Below are 13,184 nucleotides of genomic sequence, written 5' to 3' on the forward strand. Positions count from 1 at the left end.
GACAGGGGACAGGGGACAGGCTTAGTCTTACAGCCGCAGCGCGAATACTTCGGCCCTACGCAACCCGACGATGAAGGAGATGCAGATGGTGGATCGCAATAACGGCTTCAGCTACGAGGACTTCGCCCAGATCAAGGTCGTGGGCGTGGGCGGCGGCGGCAGCAACGCGGTGGATCGCATGATCGCCGACGGGGTGCAGGGCGTGGAGTTCATGACGGTGAACACGGACGTGCAGGCCCTGATGCACTCGCTGGCCCCGGTGCGCATCCGCATCGGCGACAAGCTGACCCGCGGGCTGGGCAGCGGCGGCAACCCGGTGATCGGCCAGAAGGCGGCCGAGGAGAACCAGGAGGACGTCTACGAGCAGCTCAAGGGCGCCGATATGGTCTTCGTGGCGGCCGGCATGGGCGGCGGCACCGGCACCGGCGCCTCGCCGATCATCGCTGGGGTGGCCCACGACCTGGGCGCCCTGACGGTGGGCGTGGTGACGCGGCCCTTCACCTTCGAGGGTAACCACCGCCGCAAGATGGCCGAGCAGGGCATCGAGCAGCTGCGCCCGGTGGTTGATACGCTGATTGTGATCCCCAACGACCGTCTGCTCCAGACGGCCAGCAAGAACACGACCTTCACCCAGGCCTTCCAGATGGCCGACAACGTGCTGCGCCAGGGCATCCAGGGCATCTCCGACCTGATCACGCAGCGCGGCCTGATCAACGTCGACTTCGCCGATGTGAAGACGATCATGGCCCAGCAGGGCTCGGCCCTGATGGCGATCGGCCTTGGCACGGGCGACAGCCGCATGGTCGACGCGGTGAACCAGGCGATCGCCAGCCCGCTGCTGGAGGTGAGCATCGATGGCGCGCGCGGCGTGCTCTTCAACGTCACCGGCGGCGAGGACCTGGGCATCCTGGAGGTCTACGAGGCGGCCGATATCGTGGCCAAGCAGGTGGACCCGGACGCCAACATCATCGTCGGCGCGGTGATCGACCCGAACTTCCCCCCCGGCGAGGTCAAGGTGACGCTGATCGCCACCGGCTTCGACATCAGTCGGCCGAACGCCAACGTGGCGCGCTCGCGCTCCTACCCGACGGCGGCCACCAGCGCGGGCCACGCCACCGGCAATGTCTCTCAGCAGCAGCCGGCCCCGCGCCAGGCCCCGCAGCCGCCCGCGCAGCAGCCGCGCGTGGCGCCGAGCTTCAGCAGCAGCGACGACCTGGACATCCCGCCCTTCCTGCGCAACCGCAACCGGGGTAAGTAACGACATAGATAGCGCAGACGAGGGCCAGATCCACTGGCCCTCGTCTGCGCTATCTATGATGGCACCTGGGGCGTAGCCCAGGAATCCCGGTTGACAGTCGGCGAAGCTGCGTATATAATGGCGTTCCTTTTACAATAGGCAGGGGGTTCTCCCCCTGCCTATTGTCGCCCTGACGGGAGAATACGACGGTACTGCGTAATATCTCGCGTTCTAACTGTAAGAGATTTGCGCCCGTCGTGACAACCGCCGTGCCGTGGAGCTCCCCCCTATGAAACCACGCCGCTGGTACAGTAGTCCTGAGGTTAACCCCATTCCTAGACCGCGCGCAGTGGTGCCTTCTATCTCGCTCATTCAGCTCACGTATGCCGCGCGAACGTATCGCCAGCAGGGGCCGATCATCAAGCTCGTGCCGGTCACACCGCCGGGGGCGCAGCACGATCGCGGCCCGCAGGCGCCGGCATCAAGCGCGGTCGTGCGGCGGATTGACGCCGCGTAGGGGCGCAGCAGCAGAGGCGCGCTACAGCGCGCCTCTGCTGCTGCGCCCCTACGCGGACGCATTACGCATTGGTCGGGATGTGAGTGCGCCGGGCGACCCCCTCGTCGATCGCCGCCTGGGCCACTGCCACGGCGATCGCCGGGACGACATGGCGGTTGAAGACGCTCGGGATGATATACTCCTCGCTTACCTCCTCGGGCGGGATGACCCCGGCCAGCGCCTCAGCCGCCGCAAGGCGCATGCCCGAGGTCATCTTCTGGGTGTGGACATCCAGCGCGCCGCGGAAGATCCCCGGGAAGCTCAGGACGTTGTTGATCTGGTTGGGCTGGTCCGAGCGTCCGGTGGCCACCACGCGGGCGTACCGCCGCAGCATGTCCGGGTCGCCTTCGGGCACCGGGTTGGCCAGGGCGAAGACGACCGGGTCGATGGCCATGCTCTGCACCATCTCTGGGCTGAGAATGTTTCCGCGTGAGACGCCGATGAACACGTCGGCGCCGGCCATGGCGTCGGCCAGGTCGCCCCGGCGGTGGTCGCGGTTGGTCTGCGAGGCGATGATGCGCTGCATCGGTGTCTGAAGCGCGTCGTCGCCGCTGCGGATGATCCCGTGGCGGTCGACGGCGGTCACCTCGCCGATGCCGGCCTCCAGCAGGGCGCGGATGATCGCCGTGCCGGCTGCGCCCACGCCGTTGACCACGGCGCGCACATCTTTGATCTGCTTGCCGGCGAGGAGCAGGGCGTTGCGCAGGGCGGCCAGCACCACCACCGCCGTGCCGTGCTGGTCGTCGTGCATGACGGGGATGTCCAGGCTCTCGTGGAGCCGGCCCTCGACCAGGAAGCAGTTGGGCGAGGCGATATCCTCCAGGTTGATCCCGCCGAAGCTGGGCGCGATCTGCTCGACCGTCTGCACGATGATGTCGGGGTCCTGCGAGCGCAGGCAGATCGGGACGGCGTCGATGTCGGCGAGCTCCTTGAAGAGGATGGCCTTGCCCTCCATCACCGGCATGGCCGCCTCGGGGCCGAGGTTGCCGAGGCCAAGGATGGCGCTGCCGTCGCTCACCACCGCTATGCTGTTGCGCTTCCAGGTGTAGGTGAAGGCCTTGGAGAGATCGTTGGCGATGGCCGTGCAGACGCGGGCGACGCCGGGGGTGTAGGCGATCGAGAGGTCGTCGCGGGTCTTGAGCGGCACGCGGCTCTGCACGGCGAGCTTGCCGCCGATGTGGGCGAGCAGGACGCGGTCGCTCACCCGGATGACGCGGGCGCCGGGCACCGCGTTGATCGCCTCGGAGAGCAGGTCGCCGCGCTCCTCGTCCTGGACGCGGACGGTGATGTCGCGCACCAGGAGGTTGCGCTCGGCGCGGACGATGTCGATCGCGCCGATGTCGCCGCCCTGATCGCCGATCACGGTGGTGATGCGGCCGAGCATGCCCGGCCGGTTGTCGATCTCGCAGCGCAGGGTGAGGGTATAGGATACTCCGGCGGACATGAGACTCCCTTTCGATTGTAGATTGCAGATTGCAGATTGCAGATTGCAGTGATGGTGTCAATCTGCAATCTGCAATCTGCAATCTGCAATGGCGCGTCAGCGCCGCATGGTACCACAGGTTCTCGCAGAGGCAGTGTGGTATAATGCGCCCTCAATGCCACCCTACTGCGGGAGATCTGCGTGAGTTACACCCTGACGCTTGAGCCGGCTGCGGCTGCGTGGCTTGGCCCTCAGCGTCTCGTGCTGAAGGTGGACGCCGAGCGTATTGCTGATGTGGAGTACCGCCTGGATCTGGCCGCGCGGCCGCGCGCCGCCGGCAAGTCTGCCCTGCTCCAAGAGGTCGCTCGTATCTGCCCCACCTGCGCCCACGCCCACTGTCTGGCCTTCTCGCTTGCCGTCGAGGCGCTGCTGAGCTGTGAGGTGCCCTTGCGCGCGTCGCGCCTGCGCCTGGTGGCCGCCGAGCTTGAGCGGGCCGCCTCGCACATGGGCACCCTGGAGGCGATCTTTGCGACGATGGGCCTGTCGCATCTCGCGGCATCCCTGGCCGGGCTGCGCGACACGGCCGCCCAGGGGCTGGCCCTGCTGGACGGCGGCCCCGAGGGCGGCGCGCTCATCCTGCCGGGCGGCCTGCGCCGCGATCTCTCCGATGAGCAGCAGGCCGAGCTGCGCCAGCAGATCGCCGTCGCGAGCCGACGGCTCTACCAGATCGTTGACTCGGTGATCGACCAGCGGCTCATCCTGGCCCGCACGGTGGATGTCGGCGCCCTGAGCGGGCCGGCGGCGGGGCAGTTTGGCCTGCGCGGCCCGCTTGCTCGGGCCTCGGGGATCGCAGACGATGTCCGCCTGGATGCGCCCTATGGTGCCTACAACGCGCTGTCGCCCCAGCTGATCACCCAGGAGAGCGGCGATGTCTACGCCCGGATGGTGCTGCTGCTGCTGGAGTCGCTGGAGAGCCTGAAGCTGAGCGACCGGGCGCTGGATAATCTGCCCGACGGGCCGCTGAGCGCCCAGATGCCGTCCAGCCTGCCGGCGGGCGAGGGCGCGGCCGTGGTCGAGGCGCCCAGGGGCGCGCTGCGCTACCGCGTCGAGAGCGATGGCCGGCGGATCAGCGGCTACCAGGCCGCGCCGGCGCCGCAGCTCGACCGCCTGCTGGCCCGGACGATCCTCAGCCAGGCTCTGCCCGATGACGCGGTGCTGATCGCGCTCTCGACCGACCCGTGTAGCGCCTGTCAGGGGGCGAGCGGCGAGTGATTGCAGATTGCAGATTGCAGATTGCAGATTGCAGATGGGCACCCTCGCATCCTCGCGTAATCCGCACTACGGCGCACTCCCAATAAGCATGCCGAATCTGCACATGTATCATATATGCTAGTCATCGTCGTCAGCCTGCTCCTCATCGCCTCCGCCGCCTGCTTCGGGCTGAGCCAGGTCGTCGAGACCCGGCGGCTCGGCCTGGCTGCCGCCGCCGCCTGCGTGCTAGGCGGCTTGCTCCTGATCTTCGCTCCGGCGACCGTGCCGGATCTGGCCTTCCCGACATTGAGCGTCGGCGCGGCCTCGTTCGATGTGGCGGGGCGGCTGGCGACTGGCGACCTGGCCCTTGCGGCGGCGCTGCTGTGGGGCGGGGCGATGGCCCTGGCGGCCCTTGCGGCGGCCATCGCCCCGGCGGTGCGCGGCTTCGGCGCGATCTTTGGCTGGGCCTGCCTGGCGATCGTCGCCGCGCTGCTGGGGCAGGCCGCGCCGCCGCTCTCGATGGTCACGCCCCTGGCGTGGGCGATCGGCGCCCTGGCGAGCTACGCCGCGCTGCGGGCCAGCGGCGCCCTCGGCCAGAGCGCGGCGATGCCGCGCGGCCTGGTCCTCGGGCTGCTGGCCAGCGGCCTGCTGCTCGGCGGGCTGCTCGGCGCGCGCCCGGCCCTCGCCGAGGGCGACCTCCCCGCGCCCGGCGTGGCGGCGGCCCTGCTCCTGGCTGTGCTGGCGATGGCCGGCGCGGCGCCGCTCGGCATGGCCCGCGACGAGGCGGTGTCCGCGCCGGCCCCGCTCGGCGCGCTGATCTACGGGATTGTTATGCCGTCTCTCGGCGCGGGATACCTGCTCCGCCTGGCCGGCGCCCTGCCGATCATGCCGGCCCCCTGGGCGGCAACCCTGGTGGCCGTCGGCGCTGCGGGCGCGCTGGCGAGCGCCGCCGGGGCATACGGCGAGGGCCGGCTGCGCCCGCTGCTCGGCTGGGTCGCCGGCGCGCAGCTCAGCCTGGTGCTTGTCGCCGCCGGGCTGGCCGGCCCGCTGGCCGCCCTCGCCGGCCCGGCCCTGCTGATCAACCTGATGCTCTCCACGGTCGCCGGCGCGGCGGCGGCGGTCGACCTGGAGCGAAACACGGGCGGCGACTCCTTCGCCGAGGCGGAGCCCGGCCCGCGCCTGGCCCTGGCCGGGGCGCTGTGGGCGGCGGCTGGCGCGGCGGCCCTTGGCGTCCCGCCGCTCTGGGGATTCTGGGGGCGGCGCTGGCTCTTCGAGGCGGCCCTTGAGCAGATGCCCTGGGCCCTGCCGCCCATAGTGGCCGGCGCGGCGCTGCTCGTCCTGGCGGTGATCATGCCCCTGGCCCGCTTCTGGCCCGCGCCCGACCCGCGCCGCCCCCCCGTCGCCCCCGGCAGGCTCGACCCGATCGCCGGGGCGCTGAGCCTGGCCCCGCTACTGCTGCTGGGCGTCGCGCCGCAGATCGCGTGGTCGCTCTGGATGCGCGACCTGCCCTTCGCCCCGCCCGCGCTGCCCGTCGCCCTCGGCGCTCAGGCTGCGGCCCTCGCCATCGGCCTGCTGATCGTGTCTGTGGCGCTGCTGGTCGCCCGCGCGCCCGTTGCCCGGCAGGGCGCCCGCAGCCCCGAGGAGGAGCTGGTGCAGCTGGCGGGCGACGCGCTCGGCCAGAGCCTGCGGCCCCTGGCCTGGATCGGCCGCGCCGACTCGCTCCTCGCGGCGATCTGGGCCGGGATGCTCTGGGTCAGCCGCTGGCTCCAGATCATCATGTCGGTCTTTGAGCAGCGCTACTACCTGCTGGGCGTCCTGGTGGCACTCCTGGTGGTGATGCTTCTGATGGCACAGTAGCGGGGACAGGGGTAGGTGAGCACCGATGCAGATAAACTGGTTTCTGATAGGGATAGGGGTGACGGCGACGGTCGTGCTGCTGTTTCGCGACTGGCGGCTGACCTTCCCGGCCCTGCTGCTGAACTATATCTCGCTGGCGTTCTTCCTGGCTGAGCAGCAGTTTGTCGCGCCCGACCTGATCCTGCTCGGGCAGATGAGCACGCTGGTGCTGGTGAAGCTGATCACGGGCGTGGCGGTGACGCTGATCCTGACGCTCACGGCGCTGACCTTCTCGCGGGAGTACGGGCTGGAGAACCTAGACGAGTTCGGCCTGTCCGAGCTGCGCCGGGCCGCCCGCACCGCCCAGCGCCAGCGGGCCAGCCAGCCCTTCCAGCTGGGCGACTATGTCGTGCCCTTCTGGGCGGGCGTGCTGGCCCTCTTCGCCAGCACTGCGCTGCCCTGGATCTACGCGATCGCGCCGACCCCGGCCGCCGACTTCGCCTGGTACTGGCTGCTGCTCACCGGCGTCCTGACGATCGCCACCGCCAGCGACATGCTGAAGATCGGGCTGGGCCTGCTGCTCTGCGCCAGCGGCGTCGATACGCTCTACACGGCGGTGGTGAGCACGCCGAACGCCAGCGGCCTGAACGTGATCCCGCTGGCCCTGCTCAGCCACGTCCACATCCTGCTCGCCCTGGCCATCGCCTACCTGAGCGGGCTGCTCTACGGCCGCCTGAAGACGCTTGAGCTGAATGAGCTCTACAAACGGTAATTATGAATGTTGAATGCTGAATGTTGAATGCTCAGAGCATTCAACATTCAGCATTCAACATTCAACATTCATATGCTCTACCTTCTCCTCATCTTCTTCCCGATCGCCATGGCGGCGAGCGCCTTCGTGCTGCGGAAGAACAGCGGCATGGCGATCTCCGTGGCACTGGGCGCGGTGATCACCATGATGCTGATCGCCGCGCAGATCCCGCTCGATGACCCGACGCGCTTCCTGGGCGTCACGCTGACCTTGAACGCGCTGAACCGCATGTTTATGCTGCTGTTCCTGGCGCTCGCCGGGTTTGCCATCGTGGGGGCGTGGCACCTGCCCCACGGCGAGAACTTTGTGCCGACGGCGCTGCTTATGCTCAGCGAGGTCTGCGCGGTGCTGCTGCTCCAGAACCCGTTCATCACCACGCTGCTGCTGGCGGTGACGGGCCTGAGCGCGGTGCTGGCGATCGTGGATCTGCCGGCGGGCACGAGCAGCCTGGTGGGGACGCGGGCGATCGCGGCGGCGCTCAAGTACATGGTGCTGATGGTGCTGTCGGCGACGCTGATGTACATCGCCTTTGTGCTCACCGACATCTTCCGCCCCGGCGAGCTGCCCGGGCGGCTGTCGCTGTCCCACTTCATCCTGGCCCTGCTGGCGGTGAGCTTCGCGCTGCGGCTGGCGCTCATCCCCTTCCACGCGTGGCTGATCGACCTGATGGAGCACGCCGAGCCGCTGGTGGTGGCGCTGGTGATCACGCTGCTGAACACGAGCAGCCTGCTGGTGCTGCTGCTGGCGTTCCAGAGCTTCCCGACGCTGCTGATAGATAACGAGGGGCCGCTGGCGGTGATGCGGATCGGCTCGCTGCTGAGCGCCGTGCTCGGCGCGGGGCTGTCCCTGGGCGCCGGCTCGCTGCGGCGCGCGCTGGGCTATCTGATCCTCTACGATTGTGGTATGGTATTCTATGGTCTGGCCTCGGTGTCGAGCCTCGGCCTGGCCGGGGCGGTCTTCGGCGCGCTGAACCAGACTCTGGCGGTGCTGCTGCTGCTGGTGAGCCTGTCGCTGCTCGAGCGGCCCGACGGGCGCCCGCCGGGGGTGCTGCGGCGGGATCTGCTGCGGCGCTGGCCGGTGGCGGGCGCGGGCCTGCTGGCCGGCGGGCTGGCGCTGATCGGAATCCCGCCCCTGGGCGGCGCGATGAGCCGGCTGCTGATCTACCAGGCGGCGGCGGAGAAGGGCTGGATCGAGCTGCTGGCGCTGCTGGCGGCGACTCTGCTGGCCGGGCTGGGCCTGGCCCGCGCCGCCCACGAGCGGCTGCTTGGCCCGAGCGAGGATGAGGCCGCGCCCGAGCCGCTGATGCTGGGCGAGACGGAGCTTGACCGGCCGGCGCCGCGCCGGCTGGCCCCGGAGCCGCGGAGCGCGGCCGCCCTGACGCTCATCCTTCTGCTGATCTGCCTGTCGATCGGCCTCTACCCCGGGCCGCTTCTGGCGACGATCGATGGGGCGATCCGCGAGCTGGCGTTTATCCGGGCGTTGTGATGAGACGAGGGCGCAGCAGCGCGCCTCGTACGCCCAATGAGGCTGTTATCCTAACGCACGGGCGGAGGGCATCGTTGGGGTGCAGCAGCGCGCCTCGTACGCCCTCCTTGTATAAGAAGCCCTATTCTGGCGCGCTGCTGCGCCCTTACACATCGCATCCATGGATATCCTTCGTATGATCGCTGCGGGGCTCGTGTACCCCGGCCTGATAACGGCGCTGGCCATGGGGCTGCTCTACCGGCTGCTGCTGACGGGCGCGGCCCCACGGGTGCGCCTCGGCGCGGCCCTGGGCTCACGCGAGGGCCTGGCCGCGCTGGCGGGCATGCTGGCGGCGGGGCTCGGCCTCGCCGCCATGCCCTGGCCCTTCCACCCCGCAGGCGCGCCGCACGCCTGGCTGTGGGCATGGGCGGGCCTAGAGCTGGCCTTCCTGCTGCCGCTGGCTCCGGCGCTCGCCTCGGGCGCGCCGAAGGTCGTGCGGGCCGCCATCCGGCGCGCGCAGATCGGCACCTTTGGCCGGGCGCTGCTCTGGCTGGCGATCTCTACCGCGCTGGCCATCCACGCCAGCTGGGGCATGGCTTCCCTGCCGGCGCACCTGCTGGCCCTCGCCGCCGCGCTGGGTGCCTTCCCGATCGCCGTCGGCTGGGGGCCGTTCGATGATGAGACGAGCCTCACGGGGGCGGGCGTCCACGCCGGCCTGCCGCCGGATCTGCGCGCGATCACCGACCTGGCGCACGATGTGGCCGCCGGCTCGCTGCTGGCCGCCGCGCTGCTGGCTGCCCTGCCCACAGGCATCGGGCCGGCCTGGATCGCGCCGATCCAGATCGCCGCCGGATTTGTGGTGCTGGCCTCAGCGCTGCGTCGCCTGGGCGGCCGCCTGCCGCGGCTGGCGCTGCCGGCCATCCTGCGGCTCGGCTGGGCCTATGTGGCACCGCTCGCGGCGGCTGCCGGGGTCGCCCTGATCATCGCCGGGCGACTCACGTAGGGTCATCGCAGATTGCAGATTGCAGATTGCAGATTGCAGATTGCAGACGGAGCGTGGTGTGAGCACGGATGTCATCGATAGCATCGAGATCGTGGATCTGTCCAAGTCGTACGGCAACATCCAGGTGCTGCGCGGGCTCAGCCTGCGCGTGGCCGCCGGCGAGGTCTACGGGCTGCTCGGGCCGAACGGCGTCGGTAAGTCGACCTTGCTGCACCTGATGATCGGCTTTCTCAAGCCCACGTCGGGCAGCCTGCGCGTCCTGGGGAGCAGCCGCCCCGACACGGTGCGCGCGCAGATCGGCTATATCCCCGAGCGCCAGCGCTACCACACCCGCTACACCCCCCGCGAGTACCTGCGCTTCATCGGCGAGTTTAGCGGCATGCGCGGGGCCGACCTGATCAGCCGCGTCGAGCAGGAGCTTGATGCCGTCGGCCTGGACGCGGACGCCGACCGCATGATGGGCACCTTCTCGAAGGGCATGCTCCAGCGGGTGGGCGTGGCCCAGGCCCTGCTCTGCGACCCGGCCCTGCTCCTGATCGATGAGCCGACCAGCGGGCTCGACCCGGGCGGGCAGCGCGAGGTGATCGATCTGCTGGCCTCCCTGCGCGACCGCGGCCACACGGTGTTTCTCTGCACCCACTACCTGCACGAGATCGAGCAGCTGTGCGACCGGGTGGGCGTGCTGACCGGGGGCCAGATTGCGGTCGAGGCGCGGGTGAGCGACCTGCGCGCCCCGGGGGGCAGCGTGCTGATCGAGGTTGACTCCATCAGCACGGAGCTTCGGGGGAGCCTGGAGGCGATCAGCCGGGGGGTGAGCTGCGGCACGCGCACCGTGCGCATCGTGCAGAACACGCCGCAGACCCAGGCGATGGTGCTGCGACGGCTGCTCGACGCCGGGGCGGCGATCATCGCCCTTGAGCCGCTGGAGAGCCCGCTTGAGCAGCTCTACGTGCGGGCGGTGCGCGGCCTGGCCTTCGATTCACCCGCCGGCCCTCCCGCCGCGCCGGCGCCCGAAGCCGCGCCCTCGCGCCGCCCCGCCGAGGGCGATACGCTGCTCAACGAGCTGCTTCGCCGGGGCGGAAGCCAGGACTCAGCGCCAGGGGCGACGAACGCTGAGCCGGCGGCCGGGGACAGGGAACAGGGAACAGCTTAGGAGCGAGGGCGTATGCGTATCCTACGGTTTACCGGCTTTACCCTGCTAGAGTACCTTCGCTCTGGCCGGGTCGCACTTGAGATCGTCGCCACGCTGGTGGTCTACTTTGTGTTTCTGCGCCGGGTCGGCCTGGGTATGAACGCCGAGTACTTCTTCAGCGTCACTGGCGTCTACACGCCGGCGCTCACGCTCTACAGCACGGCGGCCTTCATCGGGATCGGCGACCGGCCCCAGGGCTATGTGCTGCTCTCGCGCGGACTGAGCCGGGCCAGCTACCTGCTGGGGATCTTCTTGAGCTCCCTGGTGATCGTGGCTGGCTCCTACGGGCTGCTCTCGATCATGGCGGCCCTGTTTAACCGCCCGCCGGACCTGGATCTGGCCGGGTGGCTGCTGGGCACGCTGCCGCTGCTGCTCAATGTCGGCCTGCTGTCCGCCCTGATGATCATGCTCTCGCCGCTGGTCTTCGCCACCGGCTGGCGGCTGTTTGTGCTGGGCCTGATCGCCCTGGCCTTCTCCAGCAACTTTATCGGCGGGACGGTGCTGGAGTCGCTGCCCGAGGTGGTGCGGACGCTGCTGCGGGCGGTCCAGGCCATCCTCGGCGGGCCGCTGGTGCCGGCCTTCTATGGCTTCCAGCTGGCTGTGACCCGCGACTATTCGACTGGCACCGCCGTGGCGAATCTGTTCGCCCAGGCCTCGCTGCTGATCTCGCTGCTCGGCCTGGCGATCTACTCCTTCTCGCGGCGGGATCTGATCTTCAGCCAGTGATAGGGAACAGGGAACAGGGAACAGGGAACAGGACTCCGGCCCTGTTCCCTGTTCCCTGTTCCCTGTTCCCTACTTCACCGGCACAAACGCGACGGCGTCGACCCACACGCCGCGGCGCAGGTCGCCGGCGAGGGATCCGCCGAGGACGAGGGCGTCGTCGGGGGTGAAGTCGTAGGTGCCCAGGTCGGCCCACCAGTTGCGGGCGTCCTCGGAGTTGACGGCGACGCTGCTCTCGCCGCCGCTGTGGCGGACGACGTAGCGCAGCTCGCGCGACTCATCGAGGCCGTTGAGGGCGTAGGGGATGTAGGCGATCACGCGGTAGCGCCCGGCGGCGGGCAGCTGGGGGCGCCAGAGGGCCAGCAGTGGCGGGGCCAGGGCGGCGGCCCGCCAGGGCTGGGCCACGCTGCCGGGGAAGCTGCTGGCCGCGTAGCGCGAGCCCCCGCCGTAGCCCACATCGCTGAGCTGCCAGTCGCCGCTGCTGCTGAAGCCGGGGCCGCCGTCATCGACCACGATCACGCCGGGGGCGGGCGGGCCGCAGGGCGAGGGCATGTCGGCCCAGAGCCAGACGCTCGTCTGGCCGGCCGGGCTCTGCGCCCACGGGTCGGGGGCGACGCCGCACCAGCCGTAGGGGTCCACATCGCGGCCGAGGTACTGGACCTGGAAGTGCAGGTGGGCTCCGTTGGCGCAGCCGCTCTCGCCGGCGACGCCGACCTGCTCGCCGGCGGCCACCTGCTGGCCGGCCTCCACCGTCACCCGGTAGAGGTGCCAGTAGAGGGTGCGGTAGCCGTTGCCGTGGTCGACGATCACCGCGCGGGCCGGGGTGGCGCAGCCGTCGTCAGAGTTTCCGGCGAAGATCACGCTGCCGGCGGCGGCGGCGAAGACCTTGTCGGGCGGGCCCATGGCGTAGTCCCAGCCGGTGTGGCCGTCGTACGCGAAGGAAGCGTCGGTCTCCTGGCGGCCCCAGTAGGTCTCCAGCGAGCCGTTCTGGCGCAGGAATGGCGCGTCGTGGTCGAAGAACGAGGTGATCGGCGCGAGCGCGGCCATGGGGCGGGTGAGGAAGGGCTGCGCCGGCGCGGGCCAGTCGGTCGGCGGGTCGCGCGGGTCGCCGAAGAGGCGCGCGTAGGTGCTGACGAGGCTGTCCATGTACCAGCCGAGGCCGCCGGGGCCGGTGGTGGGCGCGAGGGCGCGGGCGAGCACGTAGCGGCTGAAGGGCATATCGGCGCTGACCTGCTGGCGGCTGCCGTCGGCGAAGACCAGGGGCGGCGGCGGGTCGGCCGGGTCGCGCAGGGTGTAGTCGCGCACGGCGTAGCGCAGCTCGCGGGCGCCCCAGCGCAGCTGGCTGTAGAGCCCGCGCCGGCCGCCGTTATCGCCCTGGTAGCCCATGGCCCAGGCCAGGTTGGCCGAGCCGCCGGAGCTGATCGCGCCGGAGTGGAGCTCCATCAGGGCCAGCAGCAGCTCGGGGCTGATGCTGTAGAGGCTGGAGAGGCCCACCAGCACGTCGGTGAAGCTCTGTGAGCGGTCGCCGACCTGGAAGTGCGCCGAGGCCAGGGCGCTGCCGCGGGCCTCAAGCAGGGCCTGGATCTCGGGGCCGGTGAACTGGTGCGCGTAGCTGATCCGGCGCGGGTCGAAGAGCGGGTCGCGCGGCTCGGGCGTGGCGGTGGGGGGCGCTGGGGTGGCGCTCGCAT

At 70.2% G+C, this 13,184-nt stretch carries 10 protein-coding genes; 8 read left to right on the forward strand and 2 right to left on the reverse strand.

The window, feature by feature from the left end; translation table 11 throughout:
• The first annotated feature begins 85 nt into the window (after nucleotides 1-85).
• Entirely contained in the window at nucleotides 86-1,258 is a 1,173-nt protein-coding gene (ftsZ, locus tag K2Z83_RS25655) for a cell division protein FtsZ (RefSeq protein ID WP_220598019.1), read from the forward strand.
• Nucleotides 1,259-1,815: 557 nt separating this feature from the next.
• Here ftsZ and K2Z83_RS25660 read toward each other — a convergent pair.
• Entirely contained in the window at nucleotides 1,816-3,237 is a 1,422-nt protein-coding gene (locus K2Z83_RS25660) for an NAD-dependent malic enzyme (RefSeq protein ID WP_220598020.1), read from the reverse strand.
• 180 nt (nucleotides 3,238-3,417) lie between these two features.
• Between K2Z83_RS25660 and K2Z83_RS25665 the strand changes: the two genes are divergently transcribed.
• From K2Z83_RS25665 to K2Z83_RS25695, 7 genes are all read left to right on the forward strand, one after another.
• On the forward strand, nucleotides 3,418-4,488 hold the full coding sequence (locus K2Z83_RS25665) for a hypothetical protein (RefSeq protein WP_220598021.1): 1,071 nt from the start codon (nucleotides 3,418-3,420) through the stop codon (nucleotides 4,486-4,488).
• A gap of 114 nt (nucleotides 4,489-4,602) precedes the next feature.
• Nucleotides 4,603-6,324, forward strand: coding sequence for a proton-conducting transporter membrane subunit (locus K2Z83_RS25670; RefSeq protein ID WP_220598022.1), 1,722 nt, complete (start codon nucleotides 4,603-4,605; stop codon nucleotides 6,322-6,324).
• Between the two features lie 25 nt (nucleotides 6,325-6,349).
• Complete coding sequence (locus K2Z83_RS25675) at nucleotides 6,350-7,075, forward strand: hypothetical protein (RefSeq protein WP_220598023.1); 726 nt, start codon at nucleotides 6,350-6,352, stop codon at nucleotides 7,073-7,075.
• Nucleotides 7,076-7,102: 27 nt separating this feature from the next.
• Entirely contained in the window at nucleotides 7,103-8,599 is a 1,497-nt protein-coding gene (locus K2Z83_RS25680) for a proton-conducting transporter membrane subunit (protein ID WP_255604511.1), read from the forward strand.
• A 160-nt stretch (nucleotides 8,600-8,759) separates the two neighbouring features.
• Nucleotides 8,760-9,581: a hypothetical protein gene (locus K2Z83_RS25685; RefSeq protein WP_220598024.1), complete on the forward strand. Its 822-nt coding sequence runs from the start codon at nucleotides 8,760-8,762 to the stop codon at nucleotides 9,579-9,581.
• Nucleotides 9,582-9,639: 58 nt separating this feature from the next.
• On the forward strand, nucleotides 9,640-10,734 hold the full coding sequence (locus K2Z83_RS25690; protein WP_370650279.1) for an ABC transporter ATP-binding protein: 1,095 nt from the start codon (nucleotides 9,640-9,642) through the stop codon (nucleotides 10,732-10,734).
• Nucleotides 10,735-10,746: 12 nt separating this feature from the next.
• Nucleotides 10,747-11,499 carry a hypothetical protein gene (locus K2Z83_RS25695; RefSeq protein WP_220598025.1) on the forward strand — a complete coding sequence of 251 codons (753 nt, stop codon included), beginning with the start codon at nucleotides 10,747-10,749 and terminating at the stop codon, nucleotides 11,497-11,499.
• Between the two features lie 69 nt (nucleotides 11,500-11,568).
• Here the strand turns inward: K2Z83_RS25695 and K2Z83_RS25700 are convergent.
• The coding region (locus K2Z83_RS25700; protein ID WP_220598026.1) for a peptidoglycan DD-metalloendopeptidase family protein at nucleotides 11,569-13,184 on the reverse strand (1,616 nt) is incomplete at its 5' end.

Source organism: Oscillochloris sp. ZM17-4, assembly GCF_019599295.1.
Classification (GTDB): domain Bacteria; phylum Chloroflexota; class Chloroflexia; order Chloroflexales; family Chloroflexaceae; genus Oscillochloris.